Source organism: Streptomyces sp. KMM 9044, assembly GCF_024701375.2.
Classification (GTDB): domain Bacteria; phylum Actinomycetota; class Actinomycetes; order Streptomycetales; family Streptomycetaceae; genus Streptomyces.
On record NZ_CP113910.1, the window covers coordinates 1,535,453 to 1,560,345 of the forward strand.

Consider the following 24,893-nt stretch of genomic DNA (forward strand, 5'->3'; position numbering starts at 1 on the left):
GCAAGCCAGTCGGTATCGCTTCAGCACCCCCTCCGCGGGGCGGCGAACGCGAGGCCCTGACGCCTTCCCCGGAACCTGGACACGAAAAGGCCGTGGCCTCCGCACGCACCACCCGCGGAGGCCACGGCCTGTCGGTTCAGCTGCCCAACTGCCGCTCTCTGAAGGCCGACACGTAGGAGGACCATCCACCGGCCCGGAACACCAGCACCGGGCCGTGCGGCACCTTGCTGTCCCGCACGGGGACGACGGCGGCGAAGCCGTCGGAGACCTCGACGCACTCGCCTCCGTCCTGGTTGCTGGAGTTGCTCCTGCGCCAGGCTGCGGTACTCAGGTCCACGGGTCGTACAGCTCTTCCTCCCACATCGCCAAGGCGAACTTCCGCGACTCAGCGGGCGACAACGCCAGGTCGCGCATCGCATTGCATGCACCATGCAAACGCTCGACTCTTGCGTTTTCCTCAACGGGATCGCCCCGGTAGCCGCTCTCCGTGCAGGCCACCGAACGTCCGTTCGTCAGCCTCAGGAACATCACAGTGGCGTTCGTCAGGCCATGCAGCCCAGCATTCAACGGCAGCGCCTGCACCGTCACGTTCGGCCGCTCCGTCACGCCCGCCAGGTACTCCAACGGCCCTCGCCACTCCCCCGCATCACGTAACGGCGTCCGCAGCACCGCCTCCGACAGAATGGTCCGGAACGGAGGGGCCTTCTCGCCGTCCAGCAGCTCACGCCGTCCCATCCGGGCGTCGACCTGCACCGCAAGGTCCGCCGTCAGCGGCTCGACCACGCACACAAGACCGCCTCGGGTCTGGTCCGCGCACACGATGTCATCGCGCACGAAGACCTCAAGATCCGCGACATGGTCAAGGTCCCCAGGCCGAAGCCCGACCCCGAACAGCCGGGCGTGTCCCTGCCCAACGGGGCCGCCGCGAAAGCCGGACTCAACCACTCGATCCCGGATGCCGGACGGGGGGTGTTCCCGACGATCCTGCACGCCAAGGCTGAAAGCGACGGACGAGAAGTGATCGCCGTGGTCCCCCGCAACACCTCCCGGGCCTGCCCCGAATGCAGGCACGTATCGGCGGAGAACCCGGTCCGGCTCTTGTTCATGACTGACCCCGTGAGTGTCCTGGCGTTGATCAACGCGCCGGCGGAGTCGTTCTTCGCCCGCGTCGAACGGGAGCTTCTGCGCGAAGAACGGCGGTCGAGCGGTTCCGAAGCCCGAACGGCAGTCTTCTCCCGGCTGCCCGGCACGACCACCGAAGAAGGGGTTCCGCTCTTGGCCGTACCGGTCCGATCGAGCCCGCTCGGGTGGGACGCGCCGTCTGGTTCTTCCCTCGCCGCCCTTACCCGACGGCCTTCTCGGATCCCGGTCCAGGATCTTCGGGGCTCCCCGGTCCGGGGGGCGGCGGGGTGGGGGGCGGCGGGGTGGGGGCGGCGGGGTACGGGGCGATGGGGGACCGGCGGGGGATGCCTGCTCGGTCTGCTGGGGCGTGTGCGCCTGTGGAAAGAGCTGCCGGACTCCGGTGGTGTTCAGGAGGCGTTCCAGGGACGGGGGCGGGTTGTCCAGGTGCAGCCGTACGTCTCGCGCGGTGGTCTTGCGGTGGATCATCAGTAGGACGGAAATGCCCATGGAACTGCAGAACCGGAGTCCTGCACAGTCGAGACGCAGGTCCTGCAGGTCGGGGTGGGTGGTGAGGCATTGGGCGGCCTGCTCCACCAGTTCGTCGCTGGTGTCGTAGTCCAGATCACCGGCGAGACGGAGGTGTGCGGTGCCCTGCCCGGCTTCAACGGTGAGGGTGAAGGGGCGGTGGGGCAGGGGGGTCATGTGCAGGCTCCGGGGTGTGTTCCGGCCGGCACGGGTGCGCCGTCCAGGGCGGAGCGCGCCCGGTCGAGCAGCCGGGTGGACCGGGGGAAGTCCTTGAGTTCGGTGGCCAGGATGTTCAGTGCGGGCCGTAGGGACCGGGCGGGCACGTGGCGTGCAGTGAGAATGCCGGCGGTCCAGGTGATGAACGTGGTGAACACGTCGTCGTCATCGGTGTAGAGGGCCACCGTCAGAAATTCGACGATGTGCGCGATGTCCTCCGCGGTGCGCTCACGCTGTGGAGCGGTGTAAGCGGCCATCGCGGTGACGTGGTCCTCCAGTTGCGTGAGGACTTCCTTGACGAGTTGTCTCTGCGAACGGGCGACCAGTGTGTATTCCTGGTCGGCGAGGTGGGGCAGGTCATCGATCCGCTGCCGCCCGGCGGCGAGGACGGACGTGGGGATTCCGTCGGCGAGCCGCTGGGCCGCGGCGCGCGCGTCGGGGGCCCAGGCGTCGGCTCCGAGCAGACGGGCGAAGCGGCCGTCGGGCCCGAAGGCCGCTCCGCCGACGAGGACAGGGACCCCGACGGCTTGGCAGGCGATGATCGCCGTGTGGGCGACAGACAGCCGGGTGGGGACCGAGGAGGAGAGCGCGACCGCGTCCACAGCGTTGTTGTGGAGGTGGTCGATGAGGTGGGGGGTGGGCACCTGGGCGCCCAGGAAGTCGACCTGCCAGCCACGCAGGGTGAGGACTTCGGCGAGGAGACGGGCCGGCAGGACGTGCCATTCCTGGTCCACGCACGACACGGTGACGCGGCCCAGGACAGGCGGGGTGCGGGCGGCGGGGTGGTGGGCGAGGACGGCGATGATGCGCTCGGTTATGGCACTGGCGGCATGTTCCTGCGCGACGCTCAGACGGTTGGCCGCCCACTCGGTACCGACCTTCGCCTGCACCGGGGCCATGAGATCCAGCAGAACCGTTTCCGCGTCCACGCCGTCCTCCAGGGCGGCGAGGACGATCTCTGCGGCACGGTGTTCGTCGCGGCTGGTCACCGCCGTCCACAGCCGGCCCCGAAGAGCCTGTAGGTCGTCGGTGCCGAAGCCGTCGCTCGCGTTCATGCGGTGCGCCTGCCCTGGGTGTGCCCGTTCACCGCGCTCAGGGGGGGCGTGTGCGGGGCACCGATGACGACGACGGCCATGTCGTCGTGGCTGCCGTCGCGCAGCCACTGCGAGGCGAGCATCTGGATCCGCTCGACGACGGCCTCCCCGGGCAGGCCGGCGCACTCCGACAAGGCCTGCTTCAGGCGCTCTTCGCCGAACAGTTCGTCGCCGAGCGGCCCGCCGCGGGCCTCGGTGAACCCATCGGTGTAGAGCAGGCACGTCTCGCCCGGTTGCAGGACGGTCTCGGCCGAGTGGGCCTCGATCGTCGGAAGGGCTCCGATCAGGGTGCCGCGAGTGGGGACCTCCTCGACGCTTCCGTCCGTCCGGACCACCAGGGGGGCGGGGTGACCGGCCGAGGTGAGGCGCAGCCGTACCTGGTTCTCCGCGCGCTGTACCGAGGCCATCACCAGGGTCGCGAAGCGGGTGTGGTGAGAGGTCAGGAGTGCTCCGTTGAGAAGCTGCAGCATCCGCTCGTGGTCGTCTGCCATCGGCACCAGTGCCTGCAGGGTGTTGCGGATCTTGCCGGTCAGAACAGCCGCGTCCAGGCCCTTGCCGCACACGTCGCCCAGGACCACCAGCGACGCGTCGGCCTCGGTGCTGCCGGGGTGGACGTCGTAGAAGTCGCCGCCCACCCGCTCACGGGTCCCGGCGGGCCGGTAGCCGCCGGCGATCTCCACCCCGTTGAGCCGCCGCAGTCGGGGAGGGAGCAGATCACGCATCAGGGTCTGGGTTATGGCGCTCTGCTCGTTGTAGAGGCGGGAGGCGGACAGGGCGGCGCCGGCCCGGGCGGCGAACAGCCGGGCGAAGACCTCTTCGTTCTCACTGAACTGCGCGTGGTCCGTGCTGCGCAGCAGGATCAGGGCTCCGGCGGGCACGCCGTGGCCGGGCAGCGGGATCACGACGACCGACCGGATCGTCCCGCCGAATCCTTGCGGGACGACCCAGTCGGGCAGTGTCGCGGGGTCGATCCAGCGTGAGGGGACGGGCGGGAAATCCTGCAGCGCCTCGCTGAGGCCCGGGATCTGGGACGGATCAGCCGCGATTACGGTGCGGGTGACCTCCTGGCCCGCGATGCCGTGTGCGACGGGCAGCCTGGTGCCGGACGACGGGGCGACGACGACCGCCGCGTCCGCGAGGAACTCGGCGGCCATCTGTGCGGTGGCGGCCATGCATCTGTCGGTGTTCAACGAGGCCAGCAGGACGTTGGAAGCCTCCGCGAGGAACCTGGTGCGTTCGCGCTCGGTGGCGAGCGTCTCTTCGGCGAGCCGCCGGTCGGTGTCGTCGACCAGCCACCACAGCACGTTCCCGTCCTGGCTCCAGGTGGGGTGTGCCTCGAAGCTCTGGGCCGCGATCCAGCCCGATACCGGAGGCAGAGCCCTGGTGCCCTGGTGCCCCCGGGCAGAACGTGGTCCGTGCACGACCGCTTCCAGGTGGGCCCGGGCGAGCCAGCCCGGGACCGTGTCGAGCATGTTCGCCCCGGGCACCATGCCTTCCAGGAGAAGAGCGGCCGCGGGGTTCGCCTCCACGACGGTGCCGACCTCGTCGGCCATGATCACGGGGTGGGGGGCCAGGGTCCACAGACCGGAGGCGGGGCTCTGCGGGGGTCTCGAGACAGGGAATCCCTCGGTAGAGGCCATGAAGAGGGCCCGCCGGGGCGAACCACACCACCCTTCCCATTGGACGAAAAATACTTAGCTTGCGGCAAACATTACCCAGGCGCGTCCTCGATGGCAACCCGCTCCCGCGCGCGCAGCCTTCCAGGAAGGGAGTACCGTGCGCGCCCCTCACGAGGCAGGCCCGGAATCTCCGCGGAGAAGTCACATGACTGGTGTCCGGGGGCCGGCGGGGCCTGTCCGGCGGGCCGGGGCGGAGGCGTCCGCCGGCGTCTTTCGCGCCGGGGCGAGGGGGCCGCGGGCCCGGCCCTCCCGGCTTCCGCATGATCCGCCGGGCCGGCTCTAGCGGTCCCGGCCTGCGGCGGGACGGCCGTGCCAGTCCAGACAGACCACCAGAGAGTCGTCCGGGGCCGGGCCGGAGCCGCGATGTCCGAGCAGCTCCTGCAGCATCGCTCTGGGCACCTGCGAGGCGGGCAGCAGACGCGTGCTGGTGATGGACGCGGCCAGTGCGCGGAGGCTGTACTTCTCACCGCTCGGTGACAACGCGTCGTAGACGCCGTCACTGACGAAGAGCAGGCGGTCTCCGGGCTCGACCCTGAAGTGCTGCGGAACGTAGGCGGTGTCCTCGAACATGCCCAAGGGCATCTGCGCCTCCAGTTCGATCGCCTCGACCGTCCCCTTGCGTACCCGCCACACACGCGGCGAACCGGCGTCGATGATCTCCACGTCCCCGGTCGGGAGGTGGAACCGGAACAGCAGCGTCGACAGGTAGCGGCTTCCCTGGTACTGCCCGTAGACGGCCTGATCAGCCAGATAGGCCTGATCACTCAGGTCCAGGCCGGCACGGCGGGCATTGCGCAGGGCGTTGACCGCAAGGCTGGTCAGCAACGCGGCGTCGATCCCCTCGCCCATGCCGTTGCTGACGGTCACGTACAGGTCGTCGGCCGAGGCCGACCAGTCGAAGCTGTCGCCGAAAATGGCGTACGCGGGCTCCAGCTGGGCGCCGAGGCTGTACTCGGGCCGGGTGCAGGAGCCACCGGGCAGCAGCTGCCACTGCATCTCGGCGGCCAGCGTCAGTCGTTCCGCCCTGCGCGCCTGCAGGAACAGATCGGTGTCCCGTCCCGCGACCACCACCTCGTGCGCCAGCGCGTCGGCGCACTGCTGGAGCTCCTCCAGCACGTCCGCCGCCAGTCCGTCCTCGCCGGTCTGCACAGTGACGCTCAGGACCCCCAGCCTGTCCCCCCGGACACTGACCGGCAGGTGCACCGTCACCGTGGATGCCACGTCGTCGTACACACAGTGCGGTTCCTGGGCGCCGAACGCACGGCCCGAGGCACTCTCGTGCACCGACACCGGCGGATGGGTGTGCGGCAGTACCTCGACGGGCTGCAGCCTCTTCATGGCATAGTCGGCCATCAGCAGCTCCACCGACCGGGCATGATGGCGGCGCTCGATCAGGGAGCGGGTCACGTCGAAGATCTCGTGGGGCGCGGCCTCGCGCAGCGAGCGCTCGACCGCGCTGGGGCTGTCCACTGGTGCCGGTCCCTCTTTCCTTCGCATATCTTCGTCTGTGCGACTGCCCACATCGACCAGCCGGAACGGCCGCGAACGGCCCACTCGGGAGTGTCACATGCGCGAGGCCCCCACATCACTCCACCAGCACGACTCACGTACCGTGCCCGAAATCGGCCAGGTCCTGGAACTCCTCGAAATCGCCTGGGAGCGTAGCCGCGGCATGCTCGGTACCGCGCCGCTCTCCGCCGCTCAGACACGTGTGATGTTCATCATCGAACGCGAACCGGGTATCAATCTGAGCACGCTGGGCCGCCGCCTTTCCGCTGCCGCGCCGTCCGTCACCCGCCTCTGCGACCGTATCCAGGCCGCCGGGTTCCTCCGCCGGACCCCGCGCCCCCAGGACCGTCGCGAAATGCAACTCGAGCTCACCGACACGGGCATCGCCCACCTGCACGGCATCAGGCAGCGCCGGGAGCAAGCGCTCCATCAGGCCCTGAGCCGCATGACTCCCGACGCTCAGCACGCCCTCGCCACCGGAATCAGCGCACTGTGTGACGCGGTCAGTGAACCCTTGCAGACCTTCGGCCACCAGGAAACCGCCTGACCCACGCGCCTCGTCCGAGGGATCCGGCCCACCGGGCCATCCGGCTCAGTGGCCGTCGGACCCGCCCGTCATCGGCCACGGCGAGCCGGGCGCAGGCAGGGGTTCATGGTGATGCGACGGACCGCTCCCGGGGGCGACGGTGTCGTATCCGCCGGCTGCGTGCGCGTCGAGGCGTCCGGTGCCCCGGGGAGAGGGTTCCGCCACCCGTGGTCCGCCACGGACCACCAGCCTCTCCGGCCGCCGGAGTCCGGGATGCCGGGATGCCGGGATGCCGGGTGAACGGATCGGTGTGCTCAGAGGTAGCGGCGGATCGGCACCACAGCCGCTTCCCGGGCCCGCTGGAGGAGGTCGCGGCGCTTCCACCGCCCGCGCTCGATCAGCACGCTCTTCTCCCGGTCCTCGTCGAAGTGCCCGTCCAGGGCGGCGGTGAACTCGGAGTCCATGACCGCGAGCATGACCTCCTCGTCGTGGGAGAGCGAGCGCCGGTTGAAGTTGGTCGAGCCGACCAGCGAGGCGATCCGGTCGACGGTGACGACCTTGGCGTGCATCATCGTCGGCTGGTACTGGTAGATCTTCACACCGCAGGCGGTGAGGTCTTCGTAGTAGCGCTGTCCGGCGAGCTGGCAGACCCGTTTGTCGGTGTGCGGGCCGGGCAGCAGGATCTCGACCTCCACCCCGCGCCGGGCGGCGGCGCAGAGCAGCTCGGTGAAGTAGGCGTCGGGGGCGAAGTAGGCGGTGGTGAGGCGGACGCGTTCCTCGGCGGATTCGAGGACGACGCGGATCAGGGTCTGCATGTCCTGCCAGCCGAAGGAGGCGGAGCCGCGCACGACCTGGACGACGGCGTCACCCTCGGGGGCGGTGCTGACGAACCGGTCGCGGTCGTCGAAGAGGTCGTCGTGGCACTCGGCCCAGTTCTGGGCGAAGGCGGCGGCGAGGCCGTCGACCGCGGGCCCGCGGACCTGTACGTGGGTGTCGCGCCATTCGTTCTCGTTGCGCGCGTCGCCGCACCACTCCTCGGCTATCCCGACGCCGCCGGTGAAGGCGGTCGCCTCGTCGACGACGAGGACCTTGCGGTGGCAGCGGTGGTTCTGCTTGAAGGGCGAGAGGGCGAGCGGCTGGCGGAACCAGGCCACGTGCACCCCGGCCTCGTCCATGAGGTCCAGCTGGTCCTTCTCTATGGGCCGGCTGCCGAAGCCGTCGAGCATGAGCCGTACCCGGACTCCGGCACGGGCGCGCTCGGCCAGCGCCTCGGCGAACTTGTGCGCGATGTCACCCCGCCAGTAGACGAAGGTCATCATGTCCACGGTGTGCTCGGCGCCCCGGATGGCGTCGAGCATCGCGCCGAAGATCTCGTCGCCGTTGCGGAGCGGGACCAGCGCGTTGCCCTCGGTGGCCGCGATACCGATCAGCCGCTCCAGCCTGCGTCTCAACCGCAGTGAGCGTGCGTCGCGGGCTGCCGTGTCCAGATCCGCGCGGTCGTCCAGTTGCGTGTCTTCGGGTATTTCTGTGACGCCAGACATGTTCCACCTGTGTAGACAAAGGACGAGGGAACGGCCGGGTTCGAGCGCTCCCGTGCTCCGGAAGCCGGCATCCGTGAAGCGGCCTGCCGTGCTCCGGACCTGGTCAGCTGCCGCCGGCCGCCGGATCCAAGCAGAGGGCTTGTACCCCCGAAGCCCTCGGGGATGCCGCCACCCGGTTTCCTCGTTCCGGGACGAAGGCCGACTGCCCCTGTGCCGGGTCTCCCCCGTTCGTTCCACCCCCGGCGGCGCGGATCGTCCGGTTCCGACCCCGGCCGACGGACGCTTCCCCAACTGCGGTCGAGCAGGTAGGCGAACAACGCGTCCAGATCCTCGGCCGCGCCCCGCGCGAGGGGCACCCCGTGCGGACCGTGGCGCGCGGCGTCCGGATGCCGGCGCGCCTCCTCGCGGGCTGCGGCCCGCCCGCCTCCTCCACCAGCATGGCGCGTGCGCCGCCGCCGCGCCGTCCAGCAGCCCGGGCGCCTCCAGCAGCACCGCCAGTTCCCGCGCGGCCGGCATCCGGTGGGGCGGGAGCAGGCGCTGAGGATGCGTCAGCACCCAGGCTGTACCACCCGAGGCAGGGTGCACTCGGCCCAGACCGTCCTGCCGGGGCCGAGGCGGTCGCCGACGCCCCAGTCGACGGCGAGCGCGTCGGCGAAAACCAGGCGGGGAGGTGTGGGGGCGGTCGCGGGGTGGGCCCTCGGGGCGGCGGCGAGGAGTCTGACGCGAAAGGCGGGGCTGGCGTCGTGGTTCCGGCAGTGGGCAGTCGTTCGGCGCGTAGTGGCGCTTGCATGTCGAAGACCAGCAGCATCCGCACGAGTGACACCCTCGTCCTCCTCCGGACGCGGCGCAGGAGCGCCTCCGGGCCCGGACGGCGGCTCAGTCATCCTGCGCTCCCCGCCGGGGCAACCCGCGCCCCCATCGCTCGAGCGAGCGGCGGGCACCTTCGCCGAGTACCCCGTACGACCGGGCGTGGAACCTCACCGGCCTGGTTCTGCTCCTGGCCGGCCTGGTGCCCGGTGTCCGCACCGCCCGGCCCGGCAGGCCGGATCGAGGGCTCGGGCGCTGGTGGGCGCGGGCTCCGCAGTCCCTCGGGTCCCGATGATCAGCGGGCTGTGGAGCTGGGCTTGGTGGCTGTCGGCGTGTCGGGGTGGAGGGTGAAGACTCTGTCCAGGCCGGCGATGTGCAGGATGCGGGCGGTGTTGTCGGGGACTGCGGCCAAGGCCATGCCGCCGCTCTGTTCCGTGGCCAGGTTGCGTGCCACCAGCAGAGCGGTGATGCCGCTGGAGTCGCAGAATTCCAGGCCGGCCAGATCCAGGACCAGCAGTTGCCCGGCAACCAGGGTGAGACGGTCCAGGGCCTGACGGAGTTCGGGTGCCGTCGTGTAGTCGAGGTCCCCGGTGATTTCCAGTACGGGACCGGTGGCCGCGTCTCGGGCAGTGATCGTCAGCGGGCTCATGTCAGGTCTTCACTCGTGAGGGCGGGAGACGGGGCGGGCACGCCGAGGGCGAGCAGTGCCGTGTCGTCGTCGAGTCCGTCGCCGAAGCCGTCGAGGAGCCCGGCCAGGGCGGCGACAAGGGCCTGGGGCCCCGCCGCGGGCTGTGCCGAGATGAAGGCGCGCAGGGCGTCATCGCCGTAGAGCTCGCGCTTGGGCCCGGTGCGGGCTTCGGTCAGGCCGTCGGTGTAGAGCAGCAGGGTGTCGCCGGGGAACAGCCGGGTGCGGGCGGCCGTGAACTGTGCCCGGGGCAGGGCGCCGATGAGCATGCCGTCGGGGGTGGGCAGGTAGTGCGCGGCGCCGTCGGCACGCTGGACCAGTGTGGAGGGGTGGCCGCCGGAGGCCAGGTGCACGCCGACGTGGTCACCGCCCGGGTCGAGGAGGCCGAAGACGGCGGTGCAGTACCGAGGGTCGCCGCTGGTGTACCGCTCGTGCAGCACGGTGTTCAGGGTGGTCAGTACGGTGACGGGGTCCGGGTCGTGCAGGGCGGTCGCCCGCAGGGTGTAGCGGACCAGTGAGGTGACTGCGGCGGCCTGGGGGCCCTTGCCGCACACGTCGCCGAGGAAGAACGCCCACCGGTCCGCGCCGAGGGGGAACAGGTCGTAGAAGTCTCCGCCGAGAAGATCCGGAGAGGCGGTGTGGTAGTAGGAGCCGGCTTCCAGGCCCGGAACCGCGGGCAGCTCGGCGGGCAGCAGGCTCTGCTGCAAAACGGCGAGGGCTTCCTGAAGTCGTTTGCGGTCGACCTCGGCCTGTCGGCGCGCTTCTTCGGCTTCCTGGCGTCCGCGCAGCAGTTCGGTCTCGTAGGCACGACGGTCGCGGGCGTCGAAGACCGTGGTGCGGACGAGCATCGGTCCACCGTCGTCGCTGGTCTTCACCTTCGAGGTGACAAGCACCGGCATCCGCTGCCCGTCAGCGGTTCTGATGTCCAGGGCGACGCCGCTGACCTCGCCGTTCATCTGCAACAGCGGGGCGAAGTGCGTCTCGTGGTAGAGCTTGCCGCCCACGGTGAGCAGATCGCCGAACCGCATCCGGCCCGCCACCTGCTCCCGCGAAAGACCCAGCCACTCCAGGAGGGTGGTGTTGATCTTCGCGATGGTGCCGTCCATCAGCGTCGACAGGTAGCCGCAGGGTGCCTGTTCGTACAGCTCCTCCGCGCTGTCCTCCAGCAGGACGGTGAAAGCCATGTTGGTGGCCTCCGTATCCTGCTCCCCGTCCGGGCATTGACTGCCGCGGCCCATCAGCCGGCCTCTTCTATGAAGTCGGTGATCGCCACCGCGGTGGCCTGTGGTGCGCTCAGTTGCGGACAGTGCCCCGTCGCCTCCAGCGTGACCAGGCGGCTGCCCGGGATCGCTTCGTTGACGTAGGCACCGACCTCGCGGGGGGCGATCGCGTCCTGCTTGCACTCCAGCACCAGCGTCGGCACCGTGACCGTCTTGAGGTCTTCGCGGCTGTCGGACAGGAACGTCGTGCGGGCGAAGACCCGCGCCATCTCCGGATCGGTCGCGCAGAACGAGGTGGTCAGCTCCTGGCCGAGTTCGGGCCGGTCCACGTTCCCCATGATGACCGGGGCCATCGCCGCCGACCAGCCCAGGTAGTTCGACTCCAGGGATTCCAACAGCTCACCGATGTCGTCCGCGCTGAACCCGCCCCGGTACCCGTCCTCATCGATGTAGCGGGGCGACGGAGCCACCATCACCAGGCGGGAGATCCGCTGGGGCGCCTTGGCCGCTGCGAGAACCCCGACCATGGCACTGACCGAATGCCCCACGAAGATCACATCCCGCAGGTCCAGCTCCTCACAGATGTCCAAGACATCCGAGGCGTAGCCCTCCAACGAGTTGTAGCGCTGCTCGCTCCAGGCCGAAGGGTCCGAGCGGCCGGAGCCCACGTAGTCGAAGAGCACCAGCCGGAAGTCCTCGGCCAGCGTGGGGACCACCAGGCGCCACAGATTCTGGTCACAGCCGAACCCGTGCGCCAGCAGGAGCACCGGCCCGTCCACCCGGCCGGTGACGGTGACGTTGTTCCTGCGGCGGATATCCATGCCCACCGGTTTCCCCTCACCGACGGCGGGCGAGCCGAGAGCGGGGCCACTGGTCCGGCTGTGGAGGGAACGGCCGTCCGTGGATGCGGGGTTCATTCAGAACCTTCCTCGATGCGGCCCGTACCAAGGAATTCCCGCCACGCAAGAGAAGTGCGGGGTTCGCAGAAACGAGCCGAATGAAATGCGAAAACAAGTCCAACCTGCAGTGAATCCGGTACGGATACAGGCGGGGGTGACCCCACGCGTGAGCTCGGGACGGGAAACGTCCGCAGCGGGGCGCCCGCACCCCGGGAGGTGTCCCCCCGCTACGAGTGCGCGCCGCCGCGAGTGCGGGTCGGCGTCAGGCGGGAACGATGTTCTCGGCCGTCAGGCCCTTCCGGCTCGGCGCGATGTCGAAGGTGACCTTCTGACCTTCGAGCAATTCGTGGAAGCCCTGGGCGGCGACGTTCGAGAAGTGGGCGAACACGTCGGCGCCGCCACCGTCCTGCTCGATGAATCCGAAACCCTTTGCCACGTTGAACCACTTTACGGTGCCAGATGCCATGCCATACCTCCTTTGGGGCAGTAAGCGCACCGGGACCCGAAATGCGCGAGTATCGGATCGCCGCAATCACACCCCTCCCGGAACGACCGGAAATATAAAAGCGCTCCCAACGGCTGAACGTGCCGTTCGAGGCGCTTGAATGGGGAACCAGGTCTGCAACCGATATCGACAGTAACACACCACGAAGACCGGTACATATGACATGATTCCATTCTGCTCGTTGTGGTAAAAACACTCCCGGCGCGGCACGTTTAACCCTCACCTCGCGGTCGCAGCTATTGATCCGGCCGGAGCGCAACGTTCCGGGAAGACCGGTCGCTGTTCACGGACACGTCAGCGCCGCCGTCATCCTGATCGAGGAAGCCGAAGCCTGACTCCTGCGGCACAGCGCGGTGAACCGCGCATGCCGGCGGCGTGGGGGAAGGAGGGGTTCCGCACCATGACAGCCGACTCGGACACCGCCCGTACGTCACGCCCCGACACCCGTATGCAGGGCCCGCCGGAACCCGGGCACGCCGCCTCAGGACACGGGCGGGCCGGAGGGGGCGGCGGTCCGGCGGTGTTCGGCGTTGATGCGTTGGGCTTCTTCGAGCCGGTCCTCAGAGGATGATGATGCGGCAGGCGGCCTCGACGGGGGCGCCTTGGCCGACGAGCTCCCGGGCGCGGGCGGCGATGCGCAGCCGGCAGCGGGAGTAGCGGCGGTGGCCGCCCGCAGAGCGGAGCGGGGTGATCAGTCGGACCTCTCCGACGGCACGGAGGAAGCCCTGGGTGGTGCCGAGTATCTCGGCGGCCCGGCCCATGGCGTGGGCGGAACAGTCGTCGCCGTCGAGACGGCCGAACGAGTCGTGTGCCGTCATCGCACCTCTCTGCGAAACGCGTGGAGGGGCCCTGGCGCCGTACTGGCACCAGGGCCCCGAAGGAACTGCTACACCATCTGCCGGCCCTGATACTGCACCGGCCCTCTGTTTCCGCGGACCCGACCTGAACGCTGCCGGGGGTGCGGGGATCGCGGTTGCTCGACCGGAGACCACCTCACTGTCGATGTCCTGCGGTACCCGGGCTCAAGCCACCTGCCCGGGCGATCCTGATGGCGCCGAAGTCCTCCGTTCTTCCCTCTGAACCGATCACTTGCCAAACGGATACTGCGTACTGCTTGCACTGCTGATACTGCGGACCACCGGCGGCCTGGGACAGCGCCACCCTCCGGCAGCCAGCCCCGTCGCCCGTCCTGCGTCTGCTCTGGCTTGGAACCCCACTGCCGGACCTCCCGGTACGCGCGTCCGCGGCCGACGCCTTTACCGAGGAACCACTGACAACCGCACTGCTGGCACTGCGCTACTGCTCACGGCGGCCCCTGATCACTGCGGGCCACCCGGTCCGGTCGTCAGCCCCGTCACCATCCTGCGACAACCCTGGCTTCGGAACTCCACCACCGCACCGAACTGCGTGTACTGCTGCCCGGCAGTTCATCTCTGCCGGGCCCTGCTCGATCTCGGCTACAAGAGAAACCATAACCACACTGCCATCCAATGTCTACTCTCGACAGCATAGATTTTCGTGTGCCAGCCAGAGAGACAGTCGACCCCGGCCACTGTGGGGAGTACGCGACGGCCCCGCTGCAGCCGGGCCCCCACTCCGAGCGGCGCCGTGACGGACCGCGGCGGTGTCCACCACGCCACGCTCGGCACCGCTCGCCCGTACGACCTCAGCCGGGGAGGGAGAGGGGAACAACTCCGGCGGCGCCCGCCGGAGTCGCCGACCGGGTTGCAGGCCCCGCTCAGAGGGTGGTCGGGACCGCTGGCCCAGACCTCGCCGGGCACGCCGCCACGTTCCTGCTCCAGTGCTCCAACTCGGCTCGTGGGACGCCGTTTTGATCGTGAACACCCCTCGGGTATGAGGGATGTGCCGTCTCGTCACGGGGGCGGAAGCCAATTCCGCGGACCGATATCCGGCCAGGCGATCGAGTACCCGACTCCGGGCAACGCGTGCAGACGCACGGCCGGGATGCGGCCGTGGAGTCGCTCACCCCGTCCTCGGCCGATCCCTCCCGGCCCCGGAACATGCTGAGCACGGGGGAGAGTACGTCCTGATACGGAACTACGACGGCATGAAGGAACGCCGAGAAATCTGCTCGGCCAGGCGCGACCGGTTCGACATCGTCGATGTGCCGCGTATGGGCTTCCCGATGGCGGACGGCCGTGGTAACCCCAACACGTCGGCCGACTACCGCGCGGTGGTCGAGGCTCTGTACACCACCGCCTGCTCCGTGCGCCCGATCGCCAAGAAGACGGGTGGACCGGACGCACACCGTCGGCCCGCTGGAGAGGCTGTGGTCCGCGGGCGCCCCCGCCGTCACCGTGCCGAGGGGGCACCGGGCACGGACGGCACCCGGTCCGCCGGCGTGACGGTCACGGACCTCCTGCGGGGCCGGACCGCTCGTCCTGCACTCCCGCCGCCGGTTCCACCCGCCTCCTGCCGTCGAGTTCCGCCCCGAACCGGCCGGCACCGCCGTCAGCTCGTCGTCGTCCACACAGCTCATCCCGGTCGAGGAACCGTCCGGCGCGACCGCGAGTACTCGCGGTCGGGCAGTCGCCCCAGTTCCCCGTCACGTCGCCGCGTCACGGCCAGCTGTCCGGTGAACGGTGAATCCGGGTGAGTCGACGTGCAGTGGTCGGCCGCGTCCACATCGGCGGCGCACTGCGGGATCAGGGCGAACGAGTGGAGCAGGTTCTCCGCAGCGCCGGGCCGCTCCACGAGCCGGGTGTCCCCCTGCCCGTCCGGACAGGACGACCGGTCCCCCTGGGGCTTCCACCTGTCCGGGGGCCTCGGCAGCGGCTCCAGGAGACCGACCCCGACCCCGGTGTCGGCCAGCCGGTCGCCGTCCGCCCCCGAGGCGTGCGGTGTCGGACGGACGCGTGGCCATGGGCGTCCCACACGGCGGCAGCGGACCGTTCGTCGAGTGGTCGGCCGACAGGCACATCCGTTCAGGGGCTCTGTGATGCAATGGCACCTGCCCGGCACCGGGCTTGGCGTCGGCCCCTCGCACACGTGGGACGGAGCCCTGAGCGCCAGCGAGGAGTCACCGTGACCGTATGCGGGCCCGACGGAGACAGTGGGCCGGCCGTTCGTACTCCTGGGAACGGGGGTGGCCAAAGCAGGGTGATGACGTTGGCGGGGACGCTGGCGGCGGCGGAGGCCGCGGCGCCCGTAGAGTCGCTCGACGTGATCGCGCGCATGCTCAGGGAACGCCTCGGGGCCGCGTCGGTGTCGTTCCTGATCGCCGACTTCACCGGCAGCTCGGTCGTACGGCTGGGAGCCTCGAGCAGCATCGATACCGATGAGCCCGCCCGGCGCATCCCGCTGCGGGGCACCCTGTACGACGACGTGATCCGCACCCAGCGGTCGAGGGTGGAGGACAAGGGTGAGGGCGCGTTGGTGCGGATCGTCGCCCCGGTGACCAACCGGGGCGACGCCATCGGGCTCCTCGAACTGTTCCTGCCCGCGGTGCCGGACGCCGAGGTGATGCGGGAGATCGGCGAGACCGCGCACGCGCTGGCGTACATCGTCATCGCGAACCGGTCCTTCACCGACGTGTACCAGTGGGGACGGCGCACCACTCCGCTGAGCCTGGCCGCGGAGATCCAGCACCGGCTGCTCCCGGCGTCGCTGGCGTGCGAGGCCGCCCAGTTCACGGTCTCCGGCGCGCTGGAGCCCGCCGACCACGTCGGGGGTGACACCTTCGACTACGTGATCGACCGGGACACCGTCCAGCTCTCCGTCACCGACGCCATGGGCCACGAGGTCGCCGCCGCACTGCTGGCCACCCTCCTGGTGGGCGCCCTGCGCCGGGCCCGGCGGGCCGGGGGCGACCTCGCCGAACAGGCCCGCCAGGCCGACCGGGCCATGCTGGATCACGGCCGCCAGGGCTACGTCACCGGCCAACTCCTGCGCATCAGCCTGCTCGACGGCAAGACCGAGTTCGTCAACGCCGGCCACCCCTGGCCCCTGCGTATGAGGGACGGACAGGTACAGGAGATCGTTCCAGAAGTCGATATGCCGTTCGGCTTCCAGATCCCCCACACCTACCGGATCCAGTCGCTGGATCTGCGGCCGGGTGACCGGCTGGTGATGCTCACCGACGGCATGCTGGAGCGCAACGCAGGCAGCCTCGATCTGTCGGACCTGATCGTCCGAACCCGCGGTCTGCATCCCCGCGAAGCCGCTCGCACCCTCATCACGGCGATCTCCGACGCCAGCCAGGGCCACCTGCAGGACGACGCGACCGTCATATGCCTGGACTGGCACGGCATCGGCCACTCCCAGCGGGACGCCGACACCGGCGCCGACCTCGCCGACGCCTCCGCCCCGTCACGGACGGGGCGGGCCACTCCTGGGCACTGACTCGTGGGATGCCCGGGCACTGTCCGAGGTGCCGGAGGCAGGTGCCGAACGCATCGGCGCGGCCCCGAGGGCCCGATCGAGGACGTGGTGGGGGTGACGGAGGCTCGTCGACACCGGCAAGGTGAAGTACCCCGGTCTGTCCAACACCGGCACGACGCCATCCGGCGCGCCCACGCGGTACACCCGGCCCGGTCCTGCAGCACGAGTACTCGATCTTCGCCCACGCCTCCGAGCAGTTCTTCCCGCCCTGAAGGAGCTCGGCGGTCAGGCCCTGTTCTCGGGCCTTCCCGCCAGGCTCCACGAGTCGATGAGCGTCGCAGATTTCGATCAGACCTCCCCAGTACTTCGGGCACCGGCCGTTCTTGTCCGTGGCTCCTCCATCAGCTTCCGAACCGGCATCGAGGCATGCACCCGGGCCTTGAGGCGGCGGCGTCCGCCCTTGGACACGCCTGCGAACACCGGCACGATCAGGTCATGCACCTCGTTGTCCGGGTCGACCGACCCGCCCGCCCCCGGCACCCGCAGCGGCATGCCGCAGTGCGCGAACAGCGGGAGGCCGTTGCCGGACCGGGCGCCGTAGAAGGCCCGCTGCAGCTCGCCCGTCACTACCGCGCAGAAGCCGCGCCCGGGGGCCGGGCGAGCCGTCGGAGCGCGCGGTGGCGTCAAAGCACCCGTAGACGGTCCACCGATCGGGGGATCCTGCCTCAGAGATCGAGCACAAATCACACACGTCCCCTCTACATACTGGCCCCGATGGTCTAGATTGACCGTGCTTCAGCTGTTCGGACACAACGCGACCAATGATGATCTATAGGTCAGGCGCTACGGAGAGCCGGCAGTCGTTTCCCCGGCGCCAGACGTGGGGATGATCTGTTCTCGGAGCCCGAGAGAGAGCCCTGGGTGCGGGGAGCACCCGAGGCTTCGACGGGCTCCCCTGCACCTTGAGAGTCCGGCAGCACATGCGAGTGTGCTGCCACCAGGGCGGCTTGTTCCCACAGCTCTGAAATAGCGGGGACGTCATGCGGGGGGCGGGGGCCTCCCGGGGGGAGGAACAGTGCGGGGGGGCGGGGGCCTCCCGGGGGAAGGAACAGTGCGGGGGGCGGGGGCCTCCCGGGGGGGGGGAGGAACAGTGTTAGGCGAGCACGTCGAACCACTGGGGACCTGGGGGGTTCTGTGCGGCAAGGGGGATTAGTCGGCCCGTTCCCGTCGGCACGCGGGCGTCTGGCGAACGGGACAATCGGCCGGCCCGCGATCGACTGGGAGCAGCGGTACCGCCGTACCGTGATCACCAGCGATACCGTGACCACCGCCTTCGTGGTGGCGGCGATCGGCAACTTCTTCGGGGTCAGGGACGCGGCCAACTGGCACGAGAAATGGGGGATCCTCGCATTCGGCACCGAGCTGCTGGTGCTGGGAGCGCTTGCGGTGGGCCGGTCGTGGGCTCCGGCCGTGCTCGGCCAGGGCGCCGAGGAATTCCGCCGGCTCGGACGCTCGCTGTTCGCGGCGACCGTCGTACTGGCGCTCGGCGGGATCGCCCTCACCTCGCGCAACGTCAAGCTCTGGATCTTCGTCGTGATCCCCGCGATCGCGCTCATCACCATGACCGAGCGGTATCTGCTGCGCCTCTGGCTGCACAGACAGCGGAAGGAAGGACGGTGCCTGAGACCGGTGCTCGCTGCCGGGAGCCCGGCCACCGTGCGCGACCTGATCACCCGGACCCGCAAGTTCCCGCACCTCGGCTGGCGGGTGGACGCGGTGTGCACGACGGACGGTCCCGGGCTCGACGGCGACCAGCTGGACGGAGTGCCGGTCGTCGGCCCGCTGGCGGACGTCGCGGGCCACGTCCGCCGCGACGGCTACCGTGTCGTCGCCGTCACACCGGACCCGCACTGGTCACCGGACCGGCTGCAACGGCTGGCTTGGAACCTCGAAGGCAGCGACGCCGAGATGATCGTGGCCCCCGTGCTGATGGAGGTGGCCGGCCCGCGGCTGCACATCGACGCGGTGCTCGGGATCCCGCTGCTGCGGGTCAGCATGCCGACCTTCACCGGGGGCCGCCGGGCGGTCAAAGGGGTCGTCGACCGGATGGGCGCGGCGATCCTGCTGATGCTGTTCGCGCCGCTGATGCTGTTCGTCGGGCTGCTCGTGGTGGCGGACAGTCGGGGTGGGGCGTTCTACCGCCAGCGAAGGGTCGGCAAGGACGGCCGTGAGTTCACCATTCTCAAGTTCCGCACCATGGTGGCCGGGGCCGACGGGGCACGTGCCGAGCTGGCCGACCGCAACGAGGGCGCCGGTCTGCTGTTCAAGCTCCGCCGGGATCCGCGGGTGACCCGGGTGGGAGCGGTGCTGCGCCGGTACTCGATCGACGAGCTCCCGCAGCTTTTCAACGTGCTCACCGGATCGATGTCGCTCGTCGGTCCGCGGCCTCCGTTACCGGAGGAGTCCGCTGCGTACGGCCCGGACATCCGGCGGCGGCTGCTGGTCAAGCCCGGCCTCACCGGTCTGTGGCAGATCAGCGGACGCAGCGACCTGTCGTGGGAGGAGGCGGTCCGGCTGGACCTGCGGTACGTGGAGGACTGGTCGCTCGCCCTGGACACGGTGATCTTGTGGAAGACGCTGCGTGCGGTGCTCCACGGGCAGGGGGCCTACTGATGCGCGGAGGTCTGCAACTCAACGGTCCCGCCGGCGTGCGGACCGCAGGCCGGCAGGGCCTGCCTGGGGGGAGGAACGGGTCATGAGAGTGAGCGTTTTCGGGCTCGGCTACGTGGGCTGCGTGTCGGCCGCGTGCCTGGCCAGCATGGGACACGAGGTCATCGGGGTGGACGTGAACCAGGTGAAGGTCGGCCTGGTCAACGACGGCAAGGCCCCGGTGGTCGAGGAGCGGATCGGCGAGCTCATCGCCGAGGTCGTGCGGACCGGAGCGTTACGCGCCACCGGCGACGTCCGCGAGGCGGTCATGGGCAGCGAGGTGTCGCTGGTCTGCGTGGGCACGCCGTCGGAGCCCAACGGCAGTCTGTGCACCGCGTACTTGGAGCGGGTCACCGAGCAGATCGGCGCCGCGCTGGCCGAGCGGGGTGGGCGGCACACCGTCGTGTTCCGCAGCACCATGCTTCCGGGCACCTGCCTGAACCTGCTGGTACCGATCCTGGAGAAGCACGTCGGCGGCACGGCCGGGGTGGACATCGGGGTCGCGGTCAACCCGGAGTTCCTGCGCGAGGGCACGAGCGTGCGGGACTTCTTCGACCCGCCCAAGACCGTCATCGGCGAGCTCGACCCGGCAAGCGGCGATGCGGTGACGGCACTGTACGACGGCTTGCCCGGTGAGGTCTTCCGGGTGCCGGTCCCGACGGCCGAGGCGATCAAGTACGCGGACAACGCGTTCCACGGCCTCAAGATCGGCTTCGCGAACGAGCTGGGAGCGGTGTGCCAGGCGCTCGGGGTGGACTCGCACCAGGTGATGGACGTGTTCCTGGCCGACCGCAAGCTGAACATCAGCCCCGCCTACCTGCGGCCCGGCTTCGCTTTCGGTGGCTCCTGCCTGCCCAAGGACCTGCGCAGCCTGGTCCACGCGGCGCAGCGGGCCGACGTCTCGGTGCCCATCCTCGCCCACGTGCTGCCCTCCAACTCCGACCATCTGCAGCGCGCGGTGGAGCTGGTCGAGCGTACCGGCAAGCGCCGGGCGGGCCTGTTCGGGTTGTCCTTCAAACCCGGCACCGACGACCTCCGCGAGAGCCCGCTCGTCGAGCTGGCGGAGAGACTCTTCGGCAAGGGCTACGACCTGCGGATCTACGACGCCAACGTGAGCCTCTCCCGGCTGCTCGGCGCGAACCGCGAGTACATCGAGACCCGGCTGCCGCACCTCGCGCAGCTGCTCGCGGATTCCGTCGACGAGGTGCTCGAGCACGCCGAGGTGTGCCTGGTCGGGACCAGGGACCCGGCCGTGCTGTCGGCGCTGCCCCATGGCGACGGCCCGGTGATCGTCGACCTCATCCACCTTCCCGACGCCGAGGCGCGCCGGGCCGAACCGGGGTACGTGGGCCTTGCCTGGTGACACATCGTTCGATGACACGGCCGGCGGCGACCGGCCGGACCGGCGCGCGCTGATCCTGGTGGAGAACCTGTCGGTGCCGTTCGACCGGCGGGTGTGGCAGGAGTGCACGACGCTGCGCGACGCGGGCTGGAAGGTGCACGTCATCTGCCCCCGGGGGAGTAAACGGGACACGGAGCCGGAGGTGGAGATCGACGGGGTGCGGATCCACCGCTACCCGTTGCGCGCGGCCACCGGAGGGCCGGCCGGCTACCTGCGGGAGTACGGATCGGCGTTGTGGCATACGGTCCGGCTGGCCCGGAAGGTCGGCCCGGTCGACGTGGTCCACGCCTGCAACCCGCCCGACCTGCTGTTCCTGCCGGCACTGTGGCTGAAGCGGCGCGGAGCGCGGTTCGTCTTCGACCAGCACGACCTGGTACCCGAGCTGTACCTCTCCCGGTTCGGCCGCGGCAGAGACCTGCTCTACCGCGCCGTGTGCGCGCTGGAACGGCTGACCTACCGGGCCGCGGACGTCGTGCTCGCCACGAACGAGAGCTACCGGGACGTCGCGGTGCGCCGTGGCGGCCGGCGGCCGGCGGACGTCTTCGTGGTGCGCAGCGCACCCGACACCGGCCGGTTCCACCCCGTACCGCCGGAGCCGGAGCTGAAGCGCGGCAAGCCTCATCTGCTGTGTTACCTCGGCGTCATGGGCCCGCAGGACGGCGTCGACTACGCCTTGCGGGCCCTCGCGAAGCTGCGCGACGAGCTCGGGCGGACCGACTGGCATGCGGTGTTCGTCGGCGCCGGCGACACCTTCGACGCGATGGTGGAGCTGTCCCGGCAGCTCGGGCTCTCGGAGCAGGTGCAGTTCACCGGGCGTATTCCGGACGCCGACCTGGTGCGCTACCTGTCCACCGCGGACGTGTGCCTCTCCCCCGACCCGCACAATCCGCTCAACGACGTGTCGACCATGAACAAGGTTCTGGAGTACATGGTGATGGGCCGGCCGATCGTCTCGTTCGACCTCCGGGAGGCGCGAGTCTCCGCCGGTGACGCCGCCGTCTACGCGCCCGCCGACGACGAGGCCGGGTTCGCCCGGCTCGTCGCGCGGCTGCTGGACGAGCCGGAAACGCGGTCCCGGATGGGAAGGATCGGCCAGGAGCGGATCAACGGGCCGCTGTCCTGGCGCAATTCGCAGGCGTCGCTGCTCGCCGCCTACGCCGCCGCCTGCCGTGACCGCCCTCCGGTGCGGGCGGGCGGCCCTCACCGGACAGGGAAGAGGCCGCGCCGTTGAGCGACGACACGATACGCCTGGTGATGATCGGGCGGCTGATCCGCCGGCGCCGGCGGCTGCTCACCGTCCTCGCCGTGCTGGGTGCGCTCGTCGGCCACGGCACCTCCCTGGTGTTCCCCCCGCGCTACACGACGTCGGCGTCGGTCCTGCTTCCGGGGGCGTGGCAGGAGCGCGAACTGCTGACGCAGGCGGAGATCGCGGCCAGTTCGGTGGTGGTCGACCGCGCGGCCGCCGAGCTCGACTGGGACGGGGTCGAAGGAAGCGACCTGCGGGACCGGGTGGCCGCCAGGGTCACCGACGGGAACATCATCGAGGTCTCGGGCATTGCCGACACCCCCGAGCGCGCACAGCAGCTCACGGACCGGATGGCCGAGCAGTTCGTCACCTACGCCGCGCGTGTCGTCGGCGACACCACCGACCCCGAGGCGGCGGCACGGCCCGAGCAACTCCGGCAGCTCGTGCTGCGGACCAGCCGCCGCATCACCGAACTGGCCGACGCGGCCGACCCGGGGCAGACCGTGGAGAGCGTGCAGACCCGCACCGAGCTCGCGAAGCTGCGCACCGCGCTGCAGGAGGCCGTCACCAAGCTGGACCAGGCCGACCCCGCCGCGGCCGGGGCCGGCCTGGTCGTCATGGGGCCGGCGGCCCGGCCGGACGGCGAGGCACCGCCGACGAGGCCGCAACTCGTCGCCGCCGGGGCTCTGCTGTTCTTCCTCCTCGCGGTCGTCGGCCACCTCACCGCCGCCCGTAGGAACCGCCGGCCGCGAACCGGACCGGAGATCGCCGCGGCGCTCCGCTCGACGCCGCTGGGGACCGTCGACGTACCTGGTGGACGGCCCGCGCACCGACCCGGGGACCACGGTCCGTGGGCCCGGGTGAGCCGGCTGCTCGGCGCCGGCACCCGGTGGGACGTACCCCTCCCGCGGGCGTCCGGCGACGAGGCCGGCCGGCAGCTCCGCTACCGGCGGGTGTGCGCCCGCCTCCGGGACCGGCTGCCTGCCCCCCGGCGGCTGCTGGTCGTGGTTCCCGACGGCGACGGGATCGCCCTCCGGGCCGCCGAGCGGCTCGCCGACGTGGCCGGAAACGATCCGCGCCTGCGGGTGGTGCAGGTACCGGTGCCCCGGCCGATGGTGCCGGACCACGGCGGCGAGTCCGGCGCCCTCGTCGTGCTCGGCGCGGGTGACTGGACCTCGGAGGAGCTCACCGGCCTCGCCGAGGCGTGCGCGGACGCGGGGCACGAGGTCGTCGGGGTCGTCCTCGCCGGCCCGGTGCCCGCCCCTCCGGCACGGACCACCGGCCGTCCCCGGGACGCCGCGGTGCCGACACTCGCGGTGGGCGACAGCGCGACAGGGGGTTCGGCGTGACGATGCCTGCGACGCCGGGCTCACCGGCCTCCGCCCCCCTGCTGGACCTGCACGCGCTGGTGGTCGCGGTGCGCAGACGGCGCCGCCTCTGGTCCGCACTGGCCCTGCTGGGGCTGCTCGCCGGCGCGGCGGTGGCGGTCCTCCTGCCGCCGCCACCGACCGCGGTGACCAAGGTGCTGGTCGCCCACCAGCAGGACCAGCCGAACGACCCCGGGACACTCATCCGTACCGACGCCGCCCTGCTGCACACCACGCGGATCGCCGGTGAGGCCCTGAAGGTCCTGGAGTCCCCGGAGAGACCGGAGGACTTCATGGAGGACTACGAGGGGCTCGGCCTGACCAACAACCTGCTGCAGATCACGGTGACCGGTGACAGCGACACGGAAGCGGTGGCCCGCGCCGGGGCACTGGCCGACGCGTTCGTCGCGGACCACGTGCGGCGGATACAGGAAGCCGCGAACACCGAGGCCGAGACCCTGATCGAACAGCAGGACCGCATGCGGGAGGAACTCGACCGGGTCAACGAGGCGATCGGGGACGGACCGCCGCAGGGCGGGCCGCAGGATTCGGCGAACATGGAGTCGGTCTTCGCCCGCCGGGCCGAACTCACCTCCCGGATCACCGACTTCGGGCAGCGCGCCGCAGAGGCACGCGTCGGCACGCCCCGACTCGTCGCAGGCACCCAGATCGTGGACGTGCCGCGCGTGGTGCGGCACTCCCTGCCCGGGACGGCCGCCGCCAACGCCGCGATCGGGCTCGTCCTCGGGCTCGTCCTCGGGCTCGCGGTGGCCGCGGTCACCTCGGTGGTGGCGGACCGCCCCGTGCTTCGCCGCGACATCGCTGCGCACCTCGGCGCCTCGGTGATCGCTGAGTTGCCCCGCCGGACGGCCGCGCCGTGGCGGCGTCGCCGGACCCGGGCGGCACGCACACGGCTCACCACGTCCCTGACCCGCACCGTGCGCGGCTCCGCGGAGTCGGTGTCACTGCTGGAACTGGGCTGTGCGCACGGAGCGAGCGACATCGCCCTGGACCTCGCCCGCGCGCTGGCGGCGGAGGAACCCGTGGTCGTCGTCGACGGTCTGCCGGGGCCGCAGCTCTCGGGCCGCCGCCCGAAGCCCGGGGGCCCGGCCGTGGTTGACGCCGAGCGGGCCACGGACGTGCCGCCCGGGGATCGCCGGCTCGGCGTCGGCTCGGTGGCGCCCGGCACGGCGTGGACCGACCTGCGGTATCTCGGCACCCGGACCGTGCTCGTCGTGCGGGCCGGGCACGGCAGCGCCGCGTGGCTGCACACCGTGGCGCGGCAGCTCGCTGAGCAACGCGTCGCGGTGATCGGCGTGGTGCTGATCGACCCCGATCCGCGGGACCGGACCGACGGCACGCTGTGGGACGGCCCGCACACCGGCCCGCGCGGCCACGGTGAGCGGACGGCCCGGCAGGGCGGGACCGGCCCGCGGCGGACCGAGCGGCAGCCGATGCCGGCGGCACGGGTCCCGGACAGCGACCAGGAGGTGTGGTAGC

The 24,893-nt window shown here is 70.8% G+C and carries 19 protein-coding genes and 3 pseudogenes; 8 read left to right on the forward strand and 14 right to left on the reverse strand.

The features are described 5' to 3' along the window. Window positions 1-136: 136 nt before the first annotated feature. Window positions 137-337: a DUF397 domain-containing protein gene (locus HUV60_RS06920; protein WP_257853979.1), complete on the reverse strand. Its 201-nt coding sequence runs from the start codon at window positions 335-337 to the stop codon at window positions 137-139. Continuing rightward, a complete protein-coding gene (locus HUV60_RS06925; protein WP_331462044.1) occupies window positions 328-735 on the reverse strand; it encodes a Scr1 family TA system antitoxin-like transcriptional regulator in 408 nt (135 codons plus the stop codon). The genes HUV60_RS06920 and HUV60_RS06925 overlap by 10 nt, the downstream gene beginning before the upstream one ends. Window positions 736-747: 12 nt before the next feature. On the opposite strand from HUV60_RS06925, the pseudogene HUV60_RS06930 reads away from it, so the two are divergent. Next, window positions 748-1,086: pseudogene (locus HUV60_RS06930) on the forward strand (zinc ribbon domain-containing protein); the annotation flags it as partial. Window positions 1,087-1,512: 426 nt separating this feature from the next. Here the strand turns inward: HUV60_RS06930 and HUV60_RS06935 are convergent. The 4 genes and pseudogenes from HUV60_RS06935 to HUV60_RS06950 form a co-directional block, all read right to left on the reverse strand. After that, window positions 1,513-1,824: pseudogene (locus HUV60_RS06935) on the reverse strand (STAS domain-containing protein); the annotation flags it as partial. Beyond that, complete coding sequence (locus HUV60_RS06940; protein WP_257848251.1) at window positions 1,821-2,918, reverse strand: cobalamin B12-binding domain-containing protein; 1,098 nt, start codon at window positions 2,916-2,918, stop codon at window positions 1,821-1,823. The pseudogene HUV60_RS06935 and the gene HUV60_RS06940, both read right to left, overlap by 4 nt. Beyond that, window positions 2,915-4,597 (reverse strand): SpoIIE family protein phosphatase, encoded by a 1,683-nt coding sequence (locus HUV60_RS06945; RefSeq protein WP_443047232.1) that lies wholly within the window; start codon window positions 4,595-4,597, stop codon window positions 2,915-2,917. The genes HUV60_RS06940 and HUV60_RS06945 overlap by 4 nt, the downstream gene beginning before the upstream one ends. A gap of 318 nt (window positions 4,598-4,915) precedes the next feature. Beyond that, window positions 4,916-6,106 (reverse strand): PP2C family protein-serine/threonine phosphatase, encoded by a 1,191-nt coding sequence (locus HUV60_RS06950; protein WP_257848249.1) that lies wholly within the window; start codon window positions 6,104-6,106, stop codon window positions 4,916-4,918. Between the two features lie 97 nt (window positions 6,107-6,203). Here HUV60_RS06950 and HUV60_RS06955 point away from each other — a divergent pair, with 97 nt between their 5' ends. Continuing rightward, window positions 6,204-6,692: a MarR family transcriptional regulator gene (locus HUV60_RS06955; protein WP_257848248.1), complete on the forward strand. Its 489-nt coding sequence runs from the start codon at window positions 6,204-6,206 to the stop codon at window positions 6,690-6,692. 293 nt (window positions 6,693-6,985) lie between these two features. Here HUV60_RS06955 and HUV60_RS06960 read toward each other — a convergent pair whose 3' ends face one another. The 7 genes and pseudogenes from HUV60_RS06960 to HUV60_RS06990 all read right to left on the reverse strand — a co-directional run bounded on the left by HUV60_RS06960 (window position 6,986) and on the right by HUV60_RS06990 (window position 15,223). Next, complete coding sequence (locus HUV60_RS06960; RefSeq protein WP_257848247.1) at window positions 6,986-8,212, reverse strand: phospholipase D-like domain-containing protein; 1,227 nt, start codon at window positions 8,210-8,212, stop codon at window positions 6,986-6,988. 1,102 nt (window positions 8,213-9,314) lie between these two features. Continuing rightward, a complete protein-coding gene (locus tag HUV60_RS06965; protein WP_257848246.1) occupies window positions 9,315-9,668 on the reverse strand; it encodes an STAS domain-containing protein in 354 nt (117 codons plus the stop codon). After that, the gene (locus HUV60_RS06970; protein ID WP_257848245.1) at window positions 9,665-10,942 is read right to left on the reverse strand and encodes a PP2C family protein-serine/threonine phosphatase; all 1,278 of its coding nucleotides are present in this window, start codon (window positions 10,940-10,942) and stop codon (window positions 9,665-9,667) included. The genes HUV60_RS06965 and HUV60_RS06970 overlap by 4 nt, the downstream gene beginning before the upstream one ends. Beyond that, window positions 10,942-11,745 (reverse strand): alpha/beta fold hydrolase, encoded by an 804-nt coding sequence (locus HUV60_RS06975; RefSeq protein WP_257850134.1) that lies wholly within the window; start codon window positions 11,743-11,745, stop codon window positions 10,942-10,944. Before HUV60_RS06975 ends, HUV60_RS06970 begins: the two co-directional genes overlap by 1 nt. Window positions 11,746-12,085: 340 nt before the next feature. Further along, complete coding sequence (locus HUV60_RS06980) at window positions 12,086-12,289, reverse strand: cold-shock protein (RefSeq protein WP_257848244.1); 204 nt, start codon at window positions 12,287-12,289, stop codon at window positions 12,086-12,088. Between the two features lie 520 nt (window positions 12,290-12,809). Further along, a pseudogene (locus HUV60_RS06985) lies at window positions 12,810-13,146 on the reverse strand (MerR family transcriptional regulator). A gap of 1,678 nt (window positions 13,147-14,824) precedes the next feature. Continuing rightward, window positions 14,825-15,223, reverse strand: coding sequence for an arylamine N-acetyltransferase (locus HUV60_RS06990; protein ID WP_257848243.1), 399 nt, complete (start codon window positions 15,221-15,223; stop codon window positions 14,825-14,827). 228 nt (window positions 15,224-15,451) lie between these two features. Here HUV60_RS06990 and HUV60_RS06995 point away from each other — a divergent pair, with 228 nt between their 5' ends. Next, on the forward strand, window positions 15,452-16,690 hold the full coding sequence (locus tag HUV60_RS06995) for a PP2C family protein-serine/threonine phosphatase (protein WP_257848242.1): 1,239 nt from the start codon (window positions 15,452-15,454) through the stop codon (window positions 16,688-16,690). Between the two features lie 327 nt (window positions 16,691-17,017). Here HUV60_RS06995 and HUV60_RS07000 read toward each other — a convergent pair whose 3' ends face one another. Then, entirely contained in the window at window positions 17,018-17,296 is a 279-nt protein-coding gene (locus HUV60_RS07000; protein ID WP_257848241.1) for a hypothetical protein, read from the reverse strand. 567 nt (window positions 17,297-17,863) lie between these two features. Between HUV60_RS07000 and HUV60_RS07005 the strand changes: the two genes are divergently transcribed. The 5 genes from HUV60_RS07005 (at window position 17,864) to HUV60_RS07025 (ending at window position 24,892) form a co-directional block, all read left to right on the forward strand. Further along, window positions 17,864-19,342 (forward strand): sugar transferase, encoded by a 1,479-nt coding sequence (locus HUV60_RS07005; protein WP_257848240.1) that lies wholly within the window; start codon window positions 17,864-17,866, stop codon window positions 19,340-19,342. 82 nt (window positions 19,343-19,424) lie between these two features. Continuing rightward, entirely contained in the window at window positions 19,425-20,741 is a 1,317-nt protein-coding gene (locus tag HUV60_RS07010; protein ID WP_257848239.1) for a nucleotide sugar dehydrogenase, read from the forward strand. Then, entirely contained in the window at window positions 20,731-22,011 is a 1,281-nt protein-coding gene (locus HUV60_RS07015) for a glycosyltransferase family 4 protein (RefSeq protein WP_257848238.1), read from the forward strand. Before HUV60_RS07010 ends, HUV60_RS07015 begins: the two co-directional genes overlap by 11 nt. After that, a complete protein-coding gene (locus HUV60_RS07020; RefSeq protein WP_257848237.1) occupies window positions 22,008-23,375 on the forward strand; it encodes a polysaccharide biosynthesis protein in 1,368 nt (455 codons plus the stop codon). The genes HUV60_RS07015 and HUV60_RS07020 overlap by 4 nt, the downstream gene beginning before the upstream one ends. Before the next feature lie 2 nt (window positions 23,376-23,377). Continuing rightward, window positions 23,378-24,892 carry a Wzz/FepE/Etk N-terminal domain-containing protein gene (locus HUV60_RS07025; protein WP_257848236.1) on the forward strand — a complete coding sequence of 505 codons (1,515 nt, stop codon included), beginning with the start codon at window positions 23,378-23,380 and terminating at the stop codon, window positions 24,890-24,892. Window position 24,893: the final 1 nt, after the last annotated feature.

Coding starts and splice junctions, on each gene's coding strand:
- HUV60_RS06925 (WP_331462044.1), bottom strand. CDS start 735: ATGGGACGGCGTGAGCTGCTGGACGGCGAGAAGGCCCCTCCGTTCCGG.
- HUV60_RS07010 (WP_257848239.1), top strand. CDS start 19,425: ATGAGAGTGAGCGTTTTCGGGCTCGGCTACGTGGGCTGCGTGTCGGCC.
- HUV60_RS06995 (WP_257848242.1), top strand. CDS start 15,452: ATGACGTTGGCGGGGACGCTGGCGGCGGCGGAGGCCGCGGCGCCCGTA.
- HUV60_RS06965 (WP_257848246.1), bottom strand. CDS start 9,668: ATGAGCCCGCTGACGATCACTGCCCGAGACGCGGCCACCGGTCCCGTA.
- HUV60_RS06970 (WP_257848245.1), bottom strand. CDS start 10,942: ATGGGCCGCGGCAGTCAATGCCCGGACGGGGAGCAGGATACGGAGGCC.
- HUV60_RS06955 (WP_257848248.1), top strand. CDS start 6,204: ATGCGCGAGGCCCCCACATCACTCCACCAGCACGACTCACGTACCGTG.
- HUV60_RS06980 (WP_257848244.1), bottom strand. CDS start 12,289: ATGGCATCTGGCACCGTAAAGTGGTTCAACGTGGCAAAGGGTTTCGGA.
- HUV60_RS07025 (WP_257848236.1), top strand. CDS start 23,378: ATGCCTGCGACGCCGGGCTCACCGGCCTCCGCCCCCCTGCTGGACCTG.
- HUV60_RS06945 (WP_443047232.1), bottom strand. CDS start 4,597: ATGGCCTCTACCGAGGGATTCCCTGTCTCGAGACCCCCGCAGAGCCCC.
- HUV60_RS06940 (WP_257848251.1), bottom strand. CDS start 2,918: ATGAACGCGAGCGACGGCTTCGGCACCGACGACCTACAGGCTCTTCGG.
- HUV60_RS06975 (WP_257850134.1), bottom strand. CDS start 11,745: ATGGATATCCGCCGCAGGAACAACGTCACCGTCACCGGCCGGGTGGAC.
- HUV60_RS06960 (WP_257848247.1), bottom strand. CDS start 8,212: ATGTCTGGCGTCACAGAAATACCCGAAGACACGCAACTGGACGACCGC.